17 protein-coding genes are annotated in these 22841 nt (G+C 47.6%); 9 read left to right on the forward strand and 8 right to left on the reverse strand.

Features of this window, described 5'->3' with window-relative positions; all coding sequences use genetic code 11:
* Positions 1 to 51 precede the first annotated feature (51 nt).
* The gene (locus tag JAO78_RS14555; RefSeq protein WP_226752096.1) at positions 52 to 5565 is read left to right on the forward strand and encodes an alpha-2-macroglobulin family protein; all 5514 of its coding nucleotides are present in this window, start codon (positions 52 to 54) and stop codon (positions 5563 to 5565) included.
* Here JAO78_RS14555 and crcB read toward each other — a convergent pair.
* Positions 5546 to 5944 (reverse strand): fluoride efflux transporter CrcB, encoded by a 399-nt coding sequence (crcB, locus tag JAO78_RS14560; protein WP_226752097.1) that lies wholly within the window; start codon positions 5942 to 5944, stop codon positions 5546 to 5548. The genes JAO78_RS14555 and crcB overlap by 20 nt on opposite strands.
* An 86-nt stretch (positions 5945 to 6030) precedes the next feature.
* Positions 6031 to 7794 carry an ABC transporter transmembrane domain-containing protein gene (locus tag JAO78_RS14565; RefSeq protein ID WP_226752098.1) on the reverse strand — a complete coding sequence of 588 codons (1764 nt, stop codon included), beginning with the start codon at positions 7792 to 7794 and terminating at the stop codon, positions 6031 to 6033.
* A 243-nt stretch (positions 7795 to 8037) separates the two neighbouring features.
* Between JAO78_RS14565 and JAO78_RS14570 the strand changes: the two genes are divergently transcribed.
* Positions 8038 to 8319, forward strand: a complete 282-nt coding sequence (locus tag JAO78_RS14570; protein ID WP_226752099.1) for a hypothetical protein — start codon at positions 8038 to 8040, stop codon at positions 8317 to 8319.
* Positions 8320 to 8493: 174 nt separating this feature from the next.
* The gene (gene katG, locus JAO78_RS14575; protein WP_226752100.1) at positions 8494 to 10677 is read left to right on the forward strand and encodes a catalase/peroxidase HPI; all 2184 of its coding nucleotides are present in this window, start codon (positions 8494 to 8496) and stop codon (positions 10675 to 10677) included.
* 90 nt (positions 10678 to 10767) lie between these two features.
* Here katG and JAO78_RS14580 read toward each other — a convergent pair whose 3' ends face one another.
* The 3 genes from JAO78_RS14580 to JAO78_RS14590 form a co-directional block, all read right to left on the reverse strand.
* A complete protein-coding gene (locus JAO78_RS14580; RefSeq protein WP_226752101.1) occupies positions 10768 to 11157 on the reverse strand; it encodes a DUF1761 domain-containing protein in 390 nt (129 codons plus the stop codon).
* 1 nt (position 11158) lies between these two features.
* Entirely contained in the window at positions 11159 to 11620 is a 462-nt protein-coding gene (locus JAO78_RS14585; protein WP_226752102.1) for a hypothetical protein, read from the reverse strand.
* A gap of 130 nt (positions 11621 to 11750) precedes the next feature.
* Positions 11751 to 12026 carry a hypothetical protein gene (locus JAO78_RS14590; RefSeq protein WP_226752103.1) on the reverse strand — a complete coding sequence of 92 codons (276 nt, stop codon included), beginning with the start codon at positions 12024 to 12026 and terminating at the stop codon, positions 11751 to 11753.
* Between the two features lie 304 nt (positions 12027 to 12330).
* Between JAO78_RS14590 and JAO78_RS14595 the strand changes: the two genes are divergently transcribed.
* The 4 genes from JAO78_RS14595 to JAO78_RS14610 are packed head-to-tail and all read left to right on the forward strand — an operon-like array spanning position 12331 to position 17876.
* Positions 12331 to 13620 (forward strand): putative porin, encoded by a 1290-nt coding sequence (locus tag JAO78_RS14595; protein WP_226752104.1) that lies wholly within the window; start codon positions 12331 to 12333, stop codon positions 13618 to 13620.
* Between the two features lie 16 nt (positions 13621 to 13636).
* Positions 13637 to 15268 carry a BCCT family transporter gene (locus JAO78_RS14600; RefSeq protein ID WP_226752105.1) on the forward strand — a complete coding sequence of 544 codons (1632 nt, stop codon included), beginning with the start codon at positions 13637 to 13639 and terminating at the stop codon, positions 15266 to 15268.
* A gap of 8 nt (positions 15269 to 15276) precedes the next feature.
* Positions 15277 to 17145 (forward strand): DUF294 nucleotidyltransferase-like domain-containing protein, encoded by a 1869-nt coding sequence (locus JAO78_RS14605; RefSeq protein ID WP_226752106.1) that lies wholly within the window; start codon positions 15277 to 15279, stop codon positions 17143 to 17145.
* A gap of 2 nt (positions 17146 to 17147) precedes the next feature.
* Positions 17148 to 17876 (forward strand): 3'-5' exonuclease, encoded by a 729-nt coding sequence (locus JAO78_RS14610; RefSeq protein WP_226752107.1) that lies wholly within the window; start codon positions 17148 to 17150, stop codon positions 17874 to 17876.
* 21 nt (positions 17877 to 17897) lie between these two features.
* On the opposite strand, the gene JAO78_RS14615 is transcribed toward JAO78_RS14610, so the two are convergent.
* The 3 genes from JAO78_RS14615 to JAO78_RS14625 form a co-directional block, all read right to left on the reverse strand.
* A complete protein-coding gene (locus JAO78_RS14615; RefSeq protein WP_226752108.1) occupies positions 17898 to 18407 on the reverse strand; it encodes a methylamine utilization protein in 510 nt (169 codons plus the stop codon).
* Between the two features lie 97 nt (positions 18408 to 18504).
* Entirely contained in the window at positions 18505 to 19374 is an 870-nt protein-coding gene (locus JAO78_RS14620) for a DUF4394 domain-containing protein (RefSeq protein WP_226752109.1), read from the reverse strand.
* Between the two features lie 112 nt (positions 19375 to 19486).
* Positions 19487 to 20191 (reverse strand): DUF445 domain-containing protein, encoded by a 705-nt coding sequence (locus JAO78_RS14625; RefSeq protein WP_226752110.1) that lies wholly within the window; start codon positions 20189 to 20191, stop codon positions 19487 to 19489.
* A gap of 159 nt (positions 20192 to 20350) precedes the next feature.
* On the opposite strand from JAO78_RS14625, the gene JAO78_RS14630 reads away from it, so the two are divergent.
* Both JAO78_RS14630 and JAO78_RS14635 read left to right on the forward strand, forming a co-directional pair.
* Positions 20351 to 21220, forward strand: coding sequence for a MurR/RpiR family transcriptional regulator (locus JAO78_RS14630; RefSeq protein WP_226752111.1), 870 nt, complete (start codon positions 20351 to 20353; stop codon positions 21218 to 21220).
* Positions 21221 to 21351: 131 nt separating this feature from the next.
* Positions 21352 to 22800, forward strand: coding sequence for a protein adenylyltransferase SelO (locus JAO78_RS14635; RefSeq protein ID WP_226752112.1), 1449 nt, complete (start codon positions 21352 to 21354; stop codon positions 22798 to 22800).
* The last annotated feature ends 41 nt before the right edge of the window (positions 22801 to 22841 follow it).

The following is a 22841-nucleotide window of genomic DNA, read 5'->3' on the forward strand; positions in this document are numbered from 1 at the left end:
GCACCATGCTTAAATGCCTCATAATGCACTTTGGCAAATCACGGAAGATGAATGACATCCACTGCCACCTATACAAAACGCGCCTTTAGCGCAATATTTATAACAGCTTGCTTAAGCGTAAGTTTATTGTCCTGCACTAAGTGGCCAAGCCACACTGCCAGCGTCATTGATAATACGCCATCGGTCGAACCGAGCTTAGCGCTTCTCGACTTTAAGACACTGTTGTTAAATGAAACCGGTTTAATGCAGGTGCAGTTCCGCTTTAACCAAGCGCTGCATACACCTGGGCAATTACCGCTCGCTAAGCTTACCGAGGCCATTGAATTTCAGCCTGAACTTAGCTGTCGCTGGCATTTCCCAGAGCCGAGCGTATTGGCCTGTGATAGCCAAGTGGCCACAGAGCAGCAAGTTACCGTGACGCTAACAGAGAGGTTAATGGCCTTAAATGCCCGTTTAGCCAGCCCAGTCACTCAACACTTTAGCGCGGGAGCGTTTTTATTAGAAGTGGAAGGGCTGAGCGCTTTTATCAGGCAAAGTAGTTTTAATCATGCGCACCTTTTAAAAGTAGATCCACGCTGGTCAGAAGCGCAATTAGCACAACTTCAATTACGTTTGCCCTCGGGTAAGGTAAGGCCAACAGCCTTAACTGGCGGGCACTACTACCCTGAAAATCAATATCGTTATCAAGAAATCAGCTTAGAAACCGATGAAACCGGCGAGCATCAGCTGTTTTTACCCGCTGGGGTGAGCCAGCCGAATGCGCCAGAGCGGATTATTTGGCAAGGCGAGGTGTTTACGCAAAATCGCTTTTTAGGCTGGTATTGCCTTGCTGAGCCTAGCCAAACTGCTATGACTTATACCGCAGATCAAAGCGAAGAGCGGCAGTATCGCGCCATTGATCCACGCCACACCGACTGTCCACCACAGCAACTGGCACTGCGCATGTTGCTAGCAGAGCCCGTTGCAAAAGACTTTTTTGCTGATCATAACGAGGGTATCGGGCCTTTAGCTGAACATTGGGTCACAGGGCCTTATGCCGAAGGCAACATCAGTCGCGAGGCTGATGGCGCAACGCTGCTGCACTTATACCTTAGTGCTTTGGCCAGCTATCAGTTTCAGCTCACGGCTATTTTTCCAGAAGCCACTAACCTGACGTTTAACACCAATGCCGCCACGCCTTTTTGGCAAATGAGTAAGCAAGACGCACAGAACGCACTCATGCTGCCTTGGCCAGAGCAGGCCTGGCAGCAGCACTATGCCAAAAAACGTACCGCCTTTATCACGCAAACCGACGAGGCATTAGCCAGCAGCATTGCCGAAAAGCCTAAAGCGGTGCCTGAAGTCCTCAGTCAGCAAAGCCAGAGCTTTGATCTTACGCTCTATTATCAACATTTTACCAGTGCAACGGCTTTTCAAACTTGGCTTAATAACCTATGGCAAGGCATACCACCACGTAAAGTTGAGCGCTATGGCAATGAGCATTCCTTATTTCCGGCTTTAACTGCCGCCGAGCTTGCCGCGCATTTTAACACGCAGCAGCCTTGGCAAAGTGCGGTAAACGATGAACACTTTGCCGCTCGTAGCCCGCTTTTTAGCGGCGAAACACTGGCCCAAAGCGGCGTGTATGTTTATCAACTGGCGGATAACACCGGCAAAGCGGTGCAAAACTGGCTGCAACGGGCGGCCTTTAATCTACAGATTTTTCAGGCCGGTGATCTCGTTGTACAAGTGACCAATTGGCAACAACAACCGCAGGCTGAAGTAGCGATATCACGGCTTTGTTTGGGCCAAGCCACACCGCTATTACTTGGACATACCGATCCAGCCGGGCGTTTAGCGCTGCCTAAACACCAATTAACGCAAGGGCTGGCGGCACCTGAGTATGCACATTGTTGGATCTGGAGCCAACAGCAAAACTTCATTGCCATTACCCCCTTGTATCTTGATGAAGAGGAAGCTGTCCCACAAGTCTGGCTAGCAAGTAGTCAGCCGGTGTATCAACCAGGCCAAAGTGCAGAGATCATGTTGCTGTTACGCCAGCAAAGTGCAGAGGGCTTGGCTGCGCCTGCATCGCTAAGCGATTATCAACTGACACTGAAACGCCATGGTCAGCAGCTCCTAAGTTGGCCTCTGACCAGTGCACTTAGCGAGAGCGCCACAACGCCTTTTGTTACGATTGCCAAGATAAACGCCAACCCTGAAGCCTTTTATCACTATCACTTACCGGCTGCGCTCATCAAACACGCGGGGAGCTACAACGTATCACTGCTTAAGCAAGATCGCGTGCTTAAAAGCCACTATTTTGAGGTGAAACCCTTGCGTTTACCGCTGTATCGGCTTGATACCGCCCACCCCGAGTACGTAACCCCGAAACAAAGCGCTGCGCTAACGCTTTCTGTAAGCTCAATGACAGGTGTACCAATACAAACCGAATTACAGCATGAGGCCAGTTGGCGACCGCTGCGCTACCACTATGAAAGTAGCTTTCCCAAAGAGTATCGATTTGATGATGAGGGTGATTACCCCACCCCTGCCAAGGTGATCTCGCCTTACACAACCAATGAAAACGGACAGCTGAGTATCCCATTACAGCTGCCAGCAGGCATAACAGTCAGTCATGGTGCCCCGGCCTATCAACAGCATCATATTTTCGATGTCACCGATAGCTTAGGTGAACGCCAACGCAGCGGTAGTAGCATGGTTATTTACAATCGTACCCATTTAATTGGCCATCAGCGCACGGCTAACCTGTTGAAGTTAGTGGCGCTTGAGCTGGGTACTTTACACAACACCTTGGATAATACCGTGCCGGTTACGCAAGCGCTCTGGCGTGAAAGTGCCGATCCGACCTCAGCGGTGCTCGCACGCTGTATTACAAAGCCTGCGCGCTTGCCACTTGATTGTGAAGTTCCTACACAGTTAAAAACAGACAAAAGGCAATGGCTGTACTTGCATTTACACTACGGCACACCCAGCCAATTAGCCATTAAACAGGTCAATTTAACGGAGCAAAAACCCAACACAAAAGCGCTGAGTAAACCCCTCATTATCGCGCCTGAAACCTTAAATAGCTGGCCAGCAACGCTGGATATCAGTATTCAAAGTGAGATAGCGCGTGAAGCGTTATTGTTTGTACTAAGCCAAGGTATTGAACAGGTTATGCCACTGCGACTTACGCCAGGGGATAACCCCGTACAGCTGGCGTTAACGCCAGCAATGCAGCCCGAACTGTCGTTAACACTGCAGTATGCCGATGAACAGCAACAGTTAACGCGCGTAACGCATGACATCCGTGCCGCTGGCAGTATCAGCGCCTTACCTTTTACGCTGTCACTGTTAACGCCGGCTACAGCGTTACAGGCAGATAACAGTGTCGATATTGAGATCACAAGCAAGAGCACCGCTTCGGTTATGCTGTTTTGGTTAGATGAGGCGCTGCTTTATCACACCCGCAGTGGCGCTCTGGGTAACCTAAATCCTAATGCTCTGGTTTCACGTTTTAAAGCGTCTTACTTGTATGCTACTGATTTAGCCAGCGTCTTTGAACCTGAGCTTATAACACCCTTCATTATGGCGCAGTGGCCATTATCGGCCCGTATGCTAAGCGCTGGCATGCAATTCGCTATGGCAGATAGCGCAGTGAGAAGTTCAGAACCCCCAGCATTACCTCAGGCCGAAATTCCCCTTTGGCTAGGACAACATAGGCTTATGGCAAACAAGCCACTTCGTTTAACCCTGAATACACCGAAAAAACCGGGCAACTGGCATTTGGTGGCCATTGCTGCTAGTACACAACAGCAGCACAGCCAGTCTATTTCGACCTTAGTAAAGGCTAATCTCGAAACCCGCTTACATGCCCCCGTTGAAGCGTTCGAAGGTGATGACAGCTATGCCAGCGTGATGCTCTTTAACCCAAACAAACAGGCTGAGCAGCAACAGCTAAGACTGCTACTAGATGATGTGTCTATCGCACAGTGGACAGTTACACTTGGCGCAGCAGAGCGGCAACAACATGCTATTGCGCTGCCAAAACGTCACGCCGGCCACTACACCTTGCGCCTGGAGCAGCTAAGCAACAGCTCAGATAACCCTGGCGTACCCAGGCTGCTACAACAGCATAAGCTGCAGGTTTTAGCCGCGAAAGCCCAGCAGCAACGGCGCTTACTAACCAGCAATATCTCAAGAGTAAGCCTGCCTGCAGGGGCAACAGTACAAAGCGCCCAAGCCTTTGGTGCCGCTACCCAGCAAGCTGATTGGGCCGCCTTGATGCCACAGCAAACCGAGGCGCCAACAGATTGGTTTGAGCAACTGAGTGATTGGTTAATCGCTTACACTCTGTCTAATAAAGCACCAACCTGGGCCGGGCAAGTGCCGCTGTCAAACTGGGCAATTGCCTATCGTGATGATAGTGGTTATCGTCGTTATCAAGCGCAGCAGGCCGATAATAGCAGTCAGCTTTATACGCTCTGGGCGCTACAGCACCTTGCCGCCTTGGGGGTAAACACCGGTGACTTGCTCTCTGCCAGTAATATCGCCGAGGCAGAAAAACAATTAGCTTCGCGCTATCGGCCGTTATCTTTGGACGAGCAGGTGTTATTGGCACTGTGGCAAAGTATGCGTCAACATGTACCGCTTGAAACCTTGCAAGGTTTACGCAGCCAAGTGGGGCAAGCAAGCGATGCGGCCAGTTTAAAATTGCAAGCCCAATTGGTTGTTGCTTTAGGCCATTTACTAAACGAGGATGCAGCCTTACTACCGCAATACCAGCAATGGCAAAAGGCCCTTATTCAAAGTGGCTACCAGGATCAGTCTTTTAGCCAGTTAGATACCGTCACCGCCTGCTGGGTGTTATACGCAAGCCCCGTTAACCTGCCACGCTTACAAGGCTTAAAAAGCAGAATTGTCGAAGCACAACACGCGGCTGGCCATTTTGGCTCTGCCCAAGCGAATTTTATTTGTACACTGGCACTTTATGATGCGAAGTCGCAAGCGGCCGCTGAGCCTGTTGCGGCTAAACTTCGCGCTGTATCTAACAGTGACGATTGGCAGCATAGCCTACCGGCCAATTATTGGTTAAGCGTGCAATTTGAGCAGCCGCTTACCCACATCAAGGCGTTACATCAGGGACTTGGGCTTAAGCGGCAGTTATTAAAGTTGCAACAGGGACGATGGGTTACGGCAAATGAGGTGCTATCAGGCGATATTTTACGAGTACAACTTATCGTGCAAAGCCCTGTGTCACGGCGCGATCTCACAATTCATGAGCGCCTATTACCGGGGTTATTATTGTTACCGGCCCGTGATGTAGAAACCTTACCTGAAGAGCATGCCACTTACACGGATAGCCGCAGCCAAATCATCAATACGCTTTGGCAGCAAGAGCAGCAATTACAGCTACAGGTTAATGCTATCGAGCAAGGAGAAACCATTTTGGAGTATCGTGTACTGGCGACCTTGCCGGGGCGTTATCAATTTGGCAGTAGCACCATTGTGCTAAATAATGATTGGTTAGTGTATGGTCAGAGCGCGGGCAGCGATAGTTTAACTATCCTGCCCCAGCCGTAGGTGGCATAAAAAAACGCGCCAGCATAAAGCCCAGGCCAGTAAGCAGTAAAGCGCCAATTAAGTGCAGCGCCGCTGTTGCGGCGGCGTGGCTGTATTTTTGCTCTAGCAGCATTTCAATCACTTCAGCAGAAAAAGTGGAAAATGTCGTTAAGCCACCTAAAAAGCCGGTGATAATCAATAAGCGCCACTCTGGCGCTAAGTGAGAGTGTTGCGCCAACCATGGCACCGCCACTCCGACTAAAAATCCGCCCAGTAAATTGGCAGTCAAGGTACCCAGTGGTAACACATGCCAATGTTGATTCAGCGCTGAGCCAAGTAACCAGCGCAACACCGCGCCACAGGAAGCGCCAACACTGATGGCAAGAATAGGTAGTAACATTGCGCACTCTTTGCTTGTTATTGGGGTTTGTGAAGCTCACCGCACTCTGCCAGCGCTCTGGCAAACTTATCAGCTTTGGTGAAAACTTACTCCGTTAAAAATTGCAGTTGCGCCAATTCTTGATACAGCGCACAACTTTGTAAAAGCTCGTCATGCTTACCGCTGGCAATTACGCGACCTTGATCTAACACTAAAATGCGGTCGGCAGTCAGTACCGTGCTCAGTCGATGGGCAATGATCAAGGTGGTGCGGCCTTGCATCGCTTGCTCTAACGCTTGCTTAACAGCGTGTTCGCTGCTGGCATCTAAAGCGCTGGTGGCTTCGTCTAATAACAAAATCGGCCGATCCGCTAAAATGGCGCGGGCAATGGCAATACGTTGTTTTTGACCACCCGATAAGCGCACACCGCGCTCACCCAGTTGTGTTTCGTAACCGGCACTAAACTGCTGAATAAATTCGTCAGCACGCGCGGCTTGGCAGGCCGCTTTAACGTCAGCCAAGCTGGCCTCTGGCCGACCATAGCGCACGTTTTCGACAACAGAATCGGCAAATATTACGGCATCTTGCGGTACCAGTGCAAATTGTGCGCGCAACTGCTGAGGGTCAAGCTGTGTAATGGCTTGGCCATCTAACGCTATGCTGCCTGCGGTAACATCATAAAAGCGTTGTAACAATTGAAATATAGTACTTTTACCGGCGCCACTGGGGCCAACAAGGGCTAAACGCTCACCGGGTTGAATGTGCAGATCCAGTTGTGACAACACGGTTTGTTCAGGGACTTGCGGGTAAGCAAAAGCAACCTGCTTAAATTGCAGCTCACCGCGCACCGGAGCGGTAAGCGTTAGCGGTTGCACTGGCGCACTAATCGTCACTGGCATTTCCGCTAATTCAATTAAACGTTCAGCCGCACCTGCGGCGCGCTGTACCTCACCAATGACTTCGCTAATCGTCGCCATGCCGCCGGCTACCATTACAGCATAAAACAAGAAGGCAGTTAATTGCCCAGGGCTGACCTTCCCGCTCACCACATCTAAAGCGCCGACATAACCGACAATGGTGATAGCGCCAATACTCAGCAGCATCACCGTACCAATTAACAACGCGCGATAAAAAATACGGCCGCGCGCGGCAGCGAGCACCTGCTCGATTTTTGTTTTAAACACGGTTTCATCGCGCGTTTCGTGACCATAGGCTTGCACGGTATGAATTTCGTGCAGACTTTGATCCACATGAGCACCAATAACGGCTAATTTGTCTTGGCTGTCTCGCGCCAGTTGCCGTACCTTTTTGCCTAACACTAAAATAGGTAACAGCACTAACGGCACCGCGATAAATACCAAGGCAGTTAATTTAAAGCTGGTAAAGGCCATCATAATTAAACCGCCGATAGCCGTCACTGCAGAGCGCAGTGCCATCGAAAGGCTGGAACCGACCACGCTTTGTAACAAGGTGGTATCGGCGGTAAAACGGGAAATGACTTCGCCAGTGCGCGTTTCACTGTAAAACGCCGGTGAGAGCCTCAGCATATTGTGATACACCGCATTGCGAATATCGGCACTGACGCGCTCACCCAGCCAGCTCATAAAATAGAAACGTAAAAATACCGCAACCGAGGCAAGTAAAGTGATGCCAAGCACCAGGGCAGTCAGTTGATTTAAACGCGCTAAATTTCCGGTGACAAAACCTTCGTCGACCATCAGTCGCACGCCCTGCCCTAAACCGAGCCAGGCTAAAGAGCCAATCAACAGAAACACAATCGCTGCGACCACACGGCCGCGATAGGGTAATAAAAAGCGGCCGATCCACGGTAATACTGCACGTGTGGCAACGCCTTTGCTGGCAACAGTCATACATTCCTCGGGTAAGTCAGCAAGTAGGCTAGCTTGTTAATGGTGACAACAGACACTGAATACAAGCGCTGATTAAACTTTAACGCTGCTGACTGTGGTATGGCCTTGTACCCGCTTCAAAATAATAAATTTTAAGTAATTTATTCACTTAGCAAAAAAGTACTGCGCACGTAGCGGTTCGTGCTAAACCTTACCCCTGGTTGGCCGATATAGCTTTATTGAAGGAAAAAGGGATCTGGCATAATGAGCAGCAAACACGATAACAGCAGCATTACTCCCGAGTTTACCGAAGAATTGCGTTATTTACACAAAGTGATGCAAGCCATTGATATTTTGGGCGAGCAACCTGAGCTCGCTGTGGTTGCCTATGGCCGGATCTGGCAATACCCTGATTTATTAAAAACCGCTATACGTTATGCGTGGCTGGCGCAATTACACGGTTTTGATATTGAACCGTTTCGGCGCTGGTATAACCGCGATGCCGAGATTTTTACGCATTATGGTGTTGAGTGGCAACCACATTAAGCTGCCACTTTTAGCCATTTATTTTAACCATCAATTCATTTCCTAATTCAAAAAAGCTATTAGACTGTTCGGAATAAGTTACTTTAAAAAAATTTGTTAGAGGTCTATAGTCAATGCAGTTACAAACGGCTTAGCCGTAAACGTTTTTGCAACGACTTCTACAAGGAGTGATCAATGAGTACGAACAATTCTTCTGGCAAATGTCCTATCGCGCACGGCGCGAATACGGCCAATGCCAACAGCACCATGACCTGGTGGCCAAACTCTCTTAATTTAGACATTTTGCACCAGCATGATCAGAAAACCAATCCACTGGGTGCTGACTTTAATTACGCCGAAGCCTTTAAAAGCTTAGATTTAGACGCCGTTAAAACCGATCTGAAAGCCTTAATGACCGACAGCCAATCTTGGTGGCCGGCTGACTGGGGTCATTATGGTGGTTTATTTATCCGAATGGCTTGGCATAGTGCCGGTAGCTACCGTATTGCCGATGGTCGTGGCGGTGCCGGTACCGGTAACCAACGTTTTGCGCCACTAAACAGCTGGCCTGATAACGGTAACTTAGACAAAGCACGCCGCTTACTATGGCCCATTAAAAAGAAATACGGCAATAAACTCTCTTGGGCCGATTTAATGATCTTAGCCGGTAACATGGCTTATGAATCAATGGGTTTTAAAACATTTGGTTTTGCTGGTGGCCGCGAAGATATTTGGCATCCAGAAAAAGACACCTACTGGGGCTCAGAAAAACAATGGTTAGCCCCCTCTGGTAGCCCAGGTACTCGTTACTCTGGTGAGCGAGATTTAGAAAACCCACTCGCTGCAGTAATGATGGGTCTCATTTATGTCAATCCTGAAGGGGTTGATGGTAAATCCGATCCGCTTAAAACCGCACACGACATGCGCGTGACTTTTCAACGCATGGCCATGAATGATGAAGAAACCGTTGCTCTAACGGCAGGTGGCCACACCGTCGGTAAAGCGCACGGTAACAACAAAGAAAGTAATTTGGGCCCAGCACCAGAAGGCGCGCCGATTGAAGAGCAAGGCTTTGGCTGGGTTAACCACAAAACCCGTGGCATAGGTCGCGATACCATGACCAGTGGTATTGAAGGCGCGTGGACTACCAACCCTACCCAATGGGATAACGGTTACTTCTATTTACTGCTAGAGCATGATTGGCAACTGACCAAAAGCCCTGCTGGCGCCAGTCAATGGGAGCCGGTGAGCATTAAAGAAGAAGATAAGCCGGTTGATGTAGAAGATCCGTCAATTCGTTGTAATCCGATGATGACCGATGCCGATATGGCACTAAAAATGGATCCAGAATATCGCAAAATCTCTGAGCGTTTTTATAAAGATCCAGCTTATTTTGATGACGTATTCGCTCGGGCCTGGTTTAAATTAACGCACCGTGATTTAGGCCCTCGTAGCCGTTACCTTGGCCCAGATGTGCCAGCAGAAGAGTTAATCTGGCAAGATCCGATCCCCGCTGCCGATTATCAACTTACCGATGCTGATGTGACAGCATTAAAAGCAAAAATCTTAGCCAGTGGTTTAACTATTGGTGAGTTAGTAGCAACCGCTTGGGATAGCGCCCGTACATTCCGTGGCTCTGATTACCGTGGCGGTGCTAATGGCGCGCGTATTCGTCTGGCGCCTCAAAAAGATTGGGAAGGTAACGAGCCTGCTCGTTTACAAAAAGTTTTGGCGGTGTATGACAAGATTAAAGCGGATTTTGCTAAAAACGTCAGTATCGCTGATCTTGTTGTGTTAGGGGGTACCGCCGCTATTGAACAAGCCGCCAAAGCGGCAGGCGTGAATGTTAGCGTGCCCTTTGCTGGAGGTCGTGGCGATGCGACACAACAACAAACGGACATCGAAGCGTTTGAGGTGTTAGAACCCTTGCATGATGCTTATCGCAACTACCTGAAAAAAGATTATGCGGTACAGCCAGAAGAAATGATGTTGGATAAAACGCAGCTATTAGGCTTAACAGCACCAGAAATGACCGCGTTAATCGGTGGTATGCGGGTACTTGGCACCAACTATGCTGGCAGCAAACATGGTGTCTTTACTGACCGTGAGGGGGTGTTAAGTAATGATTTCTTTGTTAACTTAACCGACATGCAATACAGCTGGAAACCAACGGGCCGCAATAGTTACAACATTGTTGACCGTGACACCGGCACAGTAAAATGGACAGCGACACGAGTCGATTTAGTCTTCGGTTCAAACTCTATTTTACGTGCTTATGCCGAAGTGTATGCGCAAGACGATAACCAGGAAAAGTTTGTGAAAGACTTTATTAACGCCTGGGTAAAAGTGATGAATGCCGATCGCTTTGATCTGAAATAATTCGCTTTTAAAACAACTAAACAGGCACCCTCGCGGTGCCTGTTCTTTTTGGGTATGTCTTAGGTCAGTAAGTCGCTCTATCGATACCGCTTATGGCCACAAGCCAAACACTAAACCGTACAATAGAAACTGACAGATATGATAGCCACCATCAATTAACCACAAGCGACCACTGCGCTGCACAAACTGATAATTAATACCAAAACTAGTGGCGACAAAACACACCCCAACTAATAAACCCATATGCAAGGCTGTGGCCAGCTCTGCAGACGATCCCATTAACACTGCAAAGGCATAAGCTGCCAGCAAACTGCAGATAAAACTGATACCAAATACTTTAGCGGGGTGACCCGGTGTTGTCGGTGCGCCACTTTCTTTCAGCCAAGCCTTACCAAACAGTAAGGGTGAATACCACAAGCCACCGAGCACAAAACTACTGACTGCTGCTACCAATACGGCAAGTATACTTACTTCAACCATGTCAATTCTCCATCACCACGGCAACGACGCCGGGTATGCCATAATCATCAAACCGGTAGGAATAATGAATCGTGATCCCAGCGATACCACTAAAAGGTTGAAAATGCATTTTAGCGGCATCTTTAGCGAAGCCGTTAAACACCTCTTGAATAGATGCGATACCTTCATCCGATTTTAAAACGTCCACATTTTCTGCCAATGTCAGCTGATTTTCAGCCATCATTTCTTGTAAAAAGGTCTCAGCTTTAATCACATAGTTATAATTTAACAAACAACGATTATTGCTGCTGCTATACAAGGCAACGGCCCCAGTCAGCGTGGTCATATAATCAACGGCTATTGGCGCTTGTTGCTGAATATCAGCAACCGCACCTTGCAAACTTTTGCAAACTGCCTGTGGTGTTGCCGCTAAGCTTTGATAACACACTAGCCCTAATGCGAATAAAACAACCGTTTTCTTCATTCCTTTACCTTATTATTGTTGTTAATGGATCTCGTTCGCGCACCTGTCGGTTGTACATAACACTTTACCCCTTGCCAGGGTTTTCGTCATTTTAACGTATTAAAAAGCCCTATTATGGGTAATGCGTTTTTTAAAACAGCCCAACTGCCAGCTGTGCCCACACCAAACAGAATAACGCGACACAAAGTAGCAGTAAGCTAAGCCGCGTTATTCTGCCAGTTACTTTGCGCCTAATCATCAAAATAGTAAAACCGAACATAAACAATAACCCGGCTGCCACTATAAAGTCAGTGAAGCTCCAATAAACTTCTGCGGTAACTTGCATAGCTAAAAAAGGCAACATTAACAGCGCGAAGATGCCAAATAGCAATGTAAATAAACGGCGTTGGTCAATAAGGTTTTGCATAATCTAAACACCATGGTGAGGTAACAGCGCGCGCAACCTCTTCACCTAGTGATAAACGCCACCGCTGCCAAATAACAATCATCTGATTAAATATAGCTTAATATTGCTAAGGTGAAATAACGCTATTGTTTGGCAAGACCTTGCTGCAGCAAACTGCAGCGAAACCTCCGTATAGAGCTCTTGCATTCACTAAAAATAGTTATTTAAAATTAATAGCTTAAATTCAAGCCAGTTTGGGTGTGCCTTCAAATTGTGCTACACTGTATCGCTTGTTTAACAGACCCATCTAAAACAGGCACTTCTCATGATCAAAAAATCACTGTTGGCATTCTTTATTACTGCCGCCTTAACACCCGCTACCGTTGCAGCTGATGAGCAACAAGATGTCAAAGCCCAACTCGAATTATTAAAAGCACAAATCGCCCGTCTTGAAGCCCGTTTAGCGCAACAAGAAGCGGCAACAGCTGACGCTAAAACCGTCACCGTTGTTGAAGAAGTTGAAATAGCGGCCACTGAGCCGGCAGAAAAGAAAGCAGACGGTATTCGAGTGGGGGGTGCTATCCGTACCAACTTTAGTCATACCTCTTATAGCGATGGTAATAAGAACCGTGGCGGTGATTTTGATTTTGATATTTTTCGCTTAAACCTGCATGGCAGTGTGGGCGATGTCACGTTGGATGCCGAAATTCGTTTCTTTGATTATATGACGGCCATTAAATATGCCTATGTTGGCTATCAATTATCTGAAAATTGGCAAACGCAAGCCGGTATTATTCAAGTGCCGTTCGGCAACTGGCCTTATAACTCGCATAACTACTTCTTTAGCACCAATTACTACCTTGGTTTAGAAGATGATTTTGACTTAGGGATCCTGTTTAAGCGACAAATTGCCGATAACTGGCAGTTAGACGTGGGCTTTTTCAAAAATGATGAGCTCGGCGGCGTAGATGGCTATGTCGAAGACCGTGCAGATCGTTATTCTTATGACATCGTGGGCGGCCGTGTCGGCAACGAAGGGATTTATGCCGATCCCAGTTACGCAATTGGCGAATACAACACCTTAAGTGGTCGCTTTGCTTATCACACCGAATTTGCCGGGGTAAAAACCGAACTGGGGATCTCGGCTTTAGCTGGGGGCTTACATGACGGTCGGCAACGTGCGGGTGACTACAATGCCTTTGGTTTACACCTAAACAGCCACTACGGTCGCTGGAACTTACAGCTACAGCACACTGAGTACAACTACAACTTAGATGACACCACTCGCATCGCCGTTGGCGCTTATGCTTTTTACGACAGTATTGCCGCTGAAGCCAAATCAATAACAGCTAATATTGCTTACAGCCTGCCCGTGCAATGGGGCCCAGTAACGGGTCTGCAATTTTATAACAACTACGGCTTGGTATATGACAAATCAGACGGTACCGCCGATACCATGATGAATGTCGCCGGTTTCTCTGTTGCTGCAGGCGGTCTCTTCACTTATTTCGATTTAGTGCATGCCCGCAACCAACCCTTTGTTGGCGGCAGTGCTGCAGGTAACAGCGATGATACCGAGCGCCGTTTCAACATCAATATTGGTTATTATTTCTAAGCAAAGGATTTAATGTATGACACAACAAAAAGATCCGATGATCCCCGATGGGGCCGTCAATCCGATTGATACCGATTACCAAATTGGTCAAGACAATGTTGTCGTGAAAATTGGTCCCTTTGGTCTGGATATTCACAACCGCGTTTTTTTAATTTCCGCTTTGGCGATTATTGCTTTTGTCATTTTAACCCTAGTTTTTCGGGAAGAAGCTGGCCCAGCCTTTACCACTTTGCGTAATACCTTAACCTCAAACCTCGACTGGTTTTTCCTATCGGCAGCCAATATTTCTGTGCTGATTTGTTTGGCGCTTATTGTCAGCCCCTTGGGCAAAGTTCGTTTAGGCGGTACTGAAGCCACACCTGATTTTAGCTATATGGGTTGGTTTTCCATGCTGTTTGCCGCCGGTATGGGTATTGGCTTAATGTTTTATGGTGTTTCTGAGCCACTAACGCATTTTGGTACAGCAATGCAGGGCACACAATTTACCGACGGTGTACGCACCGACTGGGCGCCGTTAGGCGGTGCCGCGGGTGACAGCGCCGCTGCAGCAGAACTTGCGATGGCAGCAACGATTTTTCACTGGGCGCTGCATCCATGGGCGATTTATGCCATTTTAGCCTTAGGTTTAGCCTTATTTAGCTTTAATAAAGGCTTACCACTGACCATTCGCTCGGTGTTTTACCCTATCTTAGGTGAACGCGTTTGGGGCTGGCCTGGGCATATTATCGATATCCTCGCGGTGTTTGCTACCCTATTTGGTTTAGCCACCTCGTTGGGTTTTGGTGCATCACAAGCCAGTGCCGGTTTAACCTATTTATTTGATATTCCAGGTGGTACTACTACCCAAGTACTGTTGATTATTGGTATTACCGCAATCGCCCTATTCTCTGTGGTTGCTGGCTTAGAGGCCGGTGTTAAACGACTGTCGGAAATTAATATGGTATTAGCCGCGTTACTGCTGCTCTTCGTTATTATCGTTGGCCCGACGTTAGCGATCTTCTCCGGTTTCACCACCAACCTGATTAGCTACCTAGAACATTTACCCGCACTGTCTAATCCGATTGGTCGCGAAGATACCAATTATTCACAAGGCTGGACGACCTTTTACTGGGCATGGTGGATCAGCTGGTCACCGTTTGTTGGTATGTTTATCGCACGGGTTTCTCGTGGTCGTAGCGTACGCGAATTTTTAATTTCAGTACTGTTAATCCCGTCATTAGCCTGTGTATTCTGGATGACCGTATTTGGTAGTACCGCCATTAGCCAAGTGGTGCAAGACGGTTATCAGGCGGCGGTAGAAGCGGCTTTACCTCTGCAATTATTCGCCATGCTTGATGCGTTACCGCTAGCGCAAATCAGTTCGTTTATTGCGATTATTTTGGTTGTGGTGTTTTTTGTGACCTCTTCAGATTCAGGCTCACTGGTTATCGATACCATTGCCGCCGGCGGCAAAGTAAATGCGCCAACGGTACAACGTGTGTTCTGGTGTACTTTTGAAGGCTTAGTTGCGGTAGTGCTATTACTGGGTGGCGGCTTAACGGCCTTGCAGGCCATGGCGGTCTCAACCGGCTTGCCGTTTACCTTGGTGCTTTTGGCAGCGTCTATCGCTATTATCAAAGGTTTGATGTCTGAACCTAGACCGGATTAAACGACCCAATGAGCAGCGATCAATTAGAAATTGAACAACTCGAGGTATTAAGTTTCTTGCAACGACACTCGCCTTTTCAAGAACTGTCGTTGCCGGAGCAAACCACTTTGGCACAACAGATTGATGTGGCCTATTATCGCGCTGGTAGCGAGATCCTCACCTACAATGCTCCGTTAGATGCCTTGTATGTGATCCGCTCAGGTGTGGTTGAAACCTTTCGGCGTAATGGCGATTTATATAATCGCCTAGCTGAAGGCGGTTTGTTTGGTGAACAGGGTTTGTTGCGTGGTAAAAAAGTGCGCTTCCCTGCCCGTGCGCTGGAAGATACATTAATTTATTTAGTGCCTGCAGTAGCCTTTGAGCAATTGTTCGATAATAACGAATTTTTCGCTGATTATGTCGAAGTCGGTGATGCGATGCGTCGCGCAACACCTCGCTTGGCCAAAGCGGCGGATCATCAGCTAATGAGTGCCCAGGTCTGCGAGTTAATTAATCGTGAACCGGTCATGTTGTCAGCGGATGCCACAGTGTATGAAGCGGCGGCTTTAATGCGCGAAGCGAGCGTATCGTGTTTACTATTAACCGATCCTGCAAAGCCTGAACATATTTGCGGTTTAATTACCGATCGTGATATCCGTAATCGCTTAGTTGCCGCGGGTTTACAAAGTGATATTAACGTTCAGCAAATCATGACGCGAGAACTAGTCACTGTGCAAGCCGAGCAGTTTGTGTTTGAGGCGATGATGATTATGCTGCGGCATAATTTGCATCATTTACCGGTGTTGCAACAACATAAAGCGCTGGGTGTGATCGCCATTGCCGATATTATTCGACACGAATCAAACAACAGCTTGTATATCGTCAGCAGTATTTATCAGCAGCAAACGGTCGCAGAATTAGCGCAATTGCGCCCTGCGGTTCAAGCCTGCTTTGTACGAATGGTCAATGAAGATGCGAATTCGCAAATGATTGGCAGTGCCATGGCTACCATTGGCCGTAGCTTTAAACAGCGTTTGCTAGAATTAGCCGAACAACAACTTGGCCCACCACCTATACCCTATTGCTTTGTCGCTTTAGGCTCAATGGCACGGGATGAACAACTGATCGTCACCGATCAAGATAACGCACTAATCCTAGATGACCGCTATGTTGCCGAGCAACATGATGCTTATTTTGCCGCATTGGCCAACTTTGTTTGTCAGGGGTTGGATCAGTGTGGGTATCCGCTTTGCAGTGGCAATATTATGGCGACGAATCCACGTTGGCGGCAGCCTTTAAAGGTGTGGCAGCAATATTTTAGTGACTGGATCGTAACGCCAGCCCCCGAAAAACTGCTCCACAGTAACATCTTCTTTGATTTAGACGGCGTCTGGGGTGAAAACCAATGGGCCACGCAACTGAATCAACAAATTGCCAAACAAGCACCACTGCACAAAACCTTTTTAGCCTCTATGGCACGCAATGCGCTGCTGCGCACGCCACCGCTGGGCTTTTTTCAAGACTTTGTGATGGATGAAGATGGTAAGCATAACAAATCGTTAAATATTAAACGCCGCGGTACTGCACCGTTGGCTGACTTATTACGCGTGTATGCCTTATCGCTTGGCTTTGATAACCCCAGTAGTTATCAACGTTTAGCGCGGCTGGGTAAATTGAATATCTTGCCTAAAGGTCGGGCTGACGATTTACGGGATGCCTATGAAGTGATTGCGATGACGCGCATTCGGCATCAGGCGGCCATGTTACAACAGCAGCAAACACCCGATAATAATGTCCTGCCAGAAAAGCTGTCTGAATTTGAACGTAAGCATTTAAAAGCGGCGTTTCAAGTGCTGGCCAATGCCCAGAAATTTCTTAAATTTCATTTTCAGGCCTAACCATGTTCTATCTTGGATCAAACCAGCCCAACCCCACTCGTCTAAATTGGCAGCAACGTTTTAAAGAATTGGCCCATAGTAGCCGGCATTTATTGCTGCGCCAATATTATCAACAAGGTTTAGTTAACCCCGATACGCCAGTAAGTGAAACACCGATAATGGCCTTGGATCTGGAAACCACCGGCTTAGATCCCCGCCAGCATGGTATTGTGAGTATTGGTTTAGTGCCGGTACAGGGGCAGCGTATTTTAAATTCAGCGGCGCAGCAATGGCTGGTTAAACCGCGCTTTGAGTTAACCAACAGCTCGGTGCGCGTTCATCGCATCACCGACAGTGCGCTACAAACTGCGCCCGATCTGATTGAGATATTACCCGAGTTTTTAGCGGCCATTGCCGGTAAAACTTTATTAGTGCATTGTGCCGATATTGAGCGGCGCTTTTTAACCGCCGCTTTGCAGGTTCGCTTAGGTGAGCCATTGCAGTTTCCGGTGATTGATACGATGGCCTTAGAAGCCAAAGTGCATCGCGCTAAACCGTTGAGCTTATGGCAGCAATTTCGTAAAACGCCCCGCACTTCAATCCGCTTATCGGCCAGTCGGCAACGCTATGGCTTACCGCCCTATTTACCGCATCATGCGGTCACCGATGCTTTAGCCTGCGCAGAGCTATTTCAAGCACAGCTCGCCACCCGCTACCCCCCAAACACACCTATTGCCGACTTGTGGAGCTAACGCACCCTCTGGTTAAAATGGTTAAAACATCGGCGCTAATTGCATTAAGGTTATCTGCTGCTCCGCCATGTTCTCTGTCAGTGTCAAGGGTAGTTTTACAATATGCGTTTCATCTATAAGATCTTTATGCCAAATGCGCAATTGATACTCAGCTGTAGGAACATCCTTTAAGGTGGCCCGGCCATTCTCATCGGTGATAGCATAATAGGGCGTATCTAACGCCACGATCCACGCAATCATATGATCATGAATATTACATCCCAGCACAGCAACACCGCTCTGATCAAACACCACTGGCTCGGCTGGGGTGCCAACATAAAGTTTGATTTCAAATTGTTTTACTGGCGAAAATGAATAAACATGGTGACGCACAGTATCTTCATTCGGGAAACTCACCGCCGTACCTTTAGTAATCACCGTGAGCTCTGGCGTGAATATTTTATCGCGCTGTTTAATTTGCGCCAGCGGCCCAGGTTTAACCAACGCCGCCGCTGCTGTCGATTCTAGAAATACCACTGCATCGTTTACCACTCGCCCCTGAGCATCTTTTACAGTAACGTTTAAGCTCGCAGCCTGAGCGAACGCACTTTGTAAAAGAAGGAATGCAGTAACAAGATAGAGCTTCCTTTTAGGGTTCAATGGCCATTCCTAGAATGGCACTGCCATCAATGAGTTGCCCTATCAAGTGCGTTTGACCTGAAGCTAAATCAATTTGATAAAGCATGGTACTCGGTTGACTATCAGTAGTAAGCGCGACTAGGCCTATATTGTTGATATCAGAAATATCAAAAGAAACCTGTTGTAAGTCAGGAATACCTAATTGTCCAACGGTAAATAATTGGCCGGTATTAGGTGAAATGCTGGGCGTTACACCCGCTAAGGTACCCTGGGTAACCAAGTTACCGGCCCCAATATCAATGGCATAGTTGCTGGTAACTTTCGCATCCTGCTGATCGTAAGTATAAGCTGCAGCAACAATATTGGGTTCCTTCCCTGCGTGGCTATCCACTGCAGCGTAAGCAAGATCAGGATCTGTCGCGGCTAAAGCCCCCGTTTCAGGATGGAGTCGTAAATTTTGGCCTAACGCATTTACCACTCGGATCCGATCAGCTGCAGGGTTAAAATCAAAACCAAATTGTGCCGATTTTAACGTGCCTGCAGGCAACTTATTACCGACAGCTGTTGCCTGTCCCGATGTGGTATTAACGGTATAAAGTTGCCCTTGATCAGATAGCGCAAACAACACACCATAAGCGACACGATAATCAATACCGACGATCTGCTCACCAGTATTAATACCTTTAAGCGACTGTTGCTTTAATACCGTTTGCGGCGCTTGAGCATTGACCTGCACTAATTGTTGTTTTGCCGTGAGTAACCATACTGTTTCGTTGCCTTTTAACATGGGCATAGTATGTTGTTGGGCGCATAACGCAGCACTGAAGCTCAATGTTGCCAATGCTGTCGTATAAAATATTGTTGATAACGATAATTTCATAAACCAATCCTGTTATAGAAAATAAACTCTCTAATGGAAATTAGTGCGACCTAGCCGAGAACTTCAACCTTGGCTTCATTGATAACGCTTCTCGTAAATAAAAGCAAAATATTTACACTAAAATACTGGCCAATAAGCCTAATACGCCACCAAAAACACCACCCCATACTACTAACCAACCAAGATGCTCGCGGATCATTTGTTGGATAATGTCTTTTACTAATGCCGGGGTTAACTCATCTAAGCGCTGTTGTACGATGTGCTCAACTTGTTCGGCCAATTGATTCAATTGATCGGCCTGTAATAACTGGGCTTGCACTTGCTGATGAAATTCTGGCGTTTGCGTAATATCAATTAACGATTGCTTCAACTTCGTTAAAAATGGCTCTTGTAATGGTTGCAACACCGCACTGCCACCAAACATTGCCAACATGCCGCCTAATGAAGATTGCTCCACCACCTTTAACAAACCGGTAAAGGTGGCCGATAAATCAGTTTGCTCAATAATGGGGGCAAAATCAAAAGCCTGCTGTTGCTCTTTGGCCGATAAAAAACGCTGCATATGTTCACGGCTAAAAAACTGCGTCATGACTAACTGGCGAATACCCGTTTTAAACTCATTAAAACGCAGTGGGATCACGCCCGATCCATATAAAAACGGTACGCGCTCAAACAGCATATGAATGGCTAAGGTATTGGTAATGGCGCCAGCCAGCGCAAATAACCCCATATTGATTAACAAGGCATTGTCGAGCAACCAACCGATCAACACCAAGACACAGGCTAAAAAATTGGTTAAAAAGTTTTTGTTTAACACGGTGTAACGCTTCCTTTATTAGCAACTTACGCGATCGGCAATTGTAAGCGTAGCGTGGCAAATCAGCAATCCTTTAAATTATTCGCCGCTAAGCTAAGCTAGTTTTCAAGCAGCGAGTCAGCTTATACTGCACGCCATATTGATAAATACAGAGACGTTATGGCCGTATTACAACGTATTGCGCTAATACAAGCACGCTTACGCAAAACAGAACAAGCAATTGCCGATTTTGTGATGGCAAATCCGCAACTTATTCGTCAATTATCCTCGCAAGAATTAGCACAACAAGTGGGGGTCAGCCAGGCCACCGTAGTACGTTTTAGCCAAAAACTCGGTTATAAAGGCTATCCCGATTTTAAGTTTGCGGTTAATGATACCGTGCTTAACTTTCCTGAACCGAAAGATGATAAATTACACGGTGATATTGCTTTAGATGACTCCTATTCAGAGATTGCCCGCAAGTTATTAGCCGGTAAAATTGCGGTGTTAACTCACACACTCAGCGCAAATGATCAACCACTGATGGAACAGGTATGCCGTATCTTATTGCAAGCGCGGCGTATCATGCTGACCGGTAAAGGCGCATCCTTTTTAGTGGCACAAGACTTTTGTCTTAAGCTACGCAAATTAGGTATGAACGCGACGGCAGAGAGTGATAACCATATACAGTTAGCTGAGTTAGCCCATTTTGGCAGTAAGGATGTGCTGTTTATGCTCAGTGAATCAGGCGAAACACCAGAAATGGTGGCGATTGCCCACTATGCGCGCAGTCATAAATTAAAGCTCCTCAGCTTAACCGGCTTTGCGCCCAACACCATTGCCAAATTATCGGCCGTTAACCTGAAAACCATGGCCAACGAAAGCGCGGTGCGTCTGTCGTCAATCTTGTCACGTAACGCCCAAGAGTTAGTGATCGATTTGCTGTTTATTTTACTGACGCAATCTTCAGCGAAAGGCCGAAAAATGCTCGCAGCATCCAATGCAGCAGTCAGTCGCTATCGCGATCCCAATTCCAGTAATCGGGCCTAAGCGCCATCCTAGCCACCACTCGCGTTTGCGTCTGCTGCCGTCGAGCGTTGTGTCTAGCGTAATACCCGAGTAAACTACTCAACCATTAGTCGCACACGCTGCTTAGCGGCGTACTGAACAGTGAGTCGTTTATGTCGTCATTTCAGCCTGAACATAGTTATCGCCAGTTACCGCCTATCTGTTATGCAGATTGCCAGCCGACACCGGTTAAAGCGCCACAATTTATCGCCTTTAATCAGGCATTAGCAGCAGAGCTAGTCTTACCTGAAGCGTATTGGCACAGCTCTGCGGGCTTAGATTTGTTCAGTGGTAACCAACTGCCCACATGGACAGCGCCTTTAGCGCAAGCTTATGCTGGCCATCAATTTGCTCATTATGTGCCACGACTCGGTGATGGTCGTGCCATTTTATTGGCTGAAGTACGAGACAGCCAAGGCAAACGGCTTGATTTACAATTAAAAGGCGCAGGGCAAACCCCCTACTCGCGTCGTGGTGATGGTCGCTCGCCGATTGGCCCCGTGATCCGCGAATACCTGATCAGCGAAGCCATGCATGCCTTAGGGGTTCCGACTACACGCGCCCTTGCTGCGGTCAGTACCGGAGAAGTGGTTTTTAGAGATGAAGGTTTAGCGGGCGCTATTTTAACTCGAGTGGCCAGTAGCCATATTCGTATCGGTACCCTACAGTTTGCTGCAAGCCAAAGCGATAGCTCAGTGGTAAAAGCCTTGGCCGATTATGTGATTGAACGCCATTACCCAACATTAACTCACGCAGAAAACCCTTATCGTGGTTTGTTACACGCGGTAATTGCTGGCCAAGCCGCCTTGGTGGCGCAGTGGATGAGCTTAGGTTTTATTCATGGGGTGATGAATACTGACAATATGTTGTTGTCGGCGGAAACTATCGATTACGGCCCTTGTGCTTTTATGGAAGCCTACAATGCGCAGCAAGTGTTTAGTTATATTGACCAACAAGGTCGCTATGCTTACAAAAATCAGCCTGCAGTAGCGCAATGGAACCTTGCTCGTCTGGCCGAAGCACTGCTTGGCTTGCTGGCGCCGGATCAAGCCGCAGCCATTGAGTTAGCCATGGCCGAGTTAAATCAATTTCCAGATATTTACCAGCAACAATGGCTCAGTCGTTTTGCTGCCAAACTGGGTATTGCTAACCCGGTTGCGGAGGATCGTTCGTTAATTGAAGATTTTTTAAACTTATTACAAGATGCTGCGGCTGATTTTACCTTGTCATTTCGAGATTTATTAAACGCTGATACACCTTACTTACAGCAAAAGATCGCTGTAGCGCCATTACAACAATGGCTAGCTCGCTGGCAACAGCGTTTAGCAAGTCAGCAGGTTGCTGCTCACGCCATTATGGCCAAAGCAAACCCCGTACTGATCCCACGTAATCATCTTATTCAACAAGTGATTGATGAGACGAGTGATACCGGTGATTTAACCTTGTTTAATACCCTGCATAAGTTGTGGCAAGATCCCTTTAGCGCTACGCCAGAAAATGCACCATATCAACAACCGGCGAGCGCCGCGCAATGTGTTAAACAAACCTTTTGTGGCACCTAACGAGAATAATGCGGGTTGAGCTCAACACTTCGCCCGCACCA

This window comes from Alishewanella maricola (assembly GCF_016343785.1).
Lineage (GTDB): Bacteria > Pseudomonadota > Gammaproteobacteria > Enterobacterales > Alteromonadaceae > Alishewanella > Alishewanella maricola.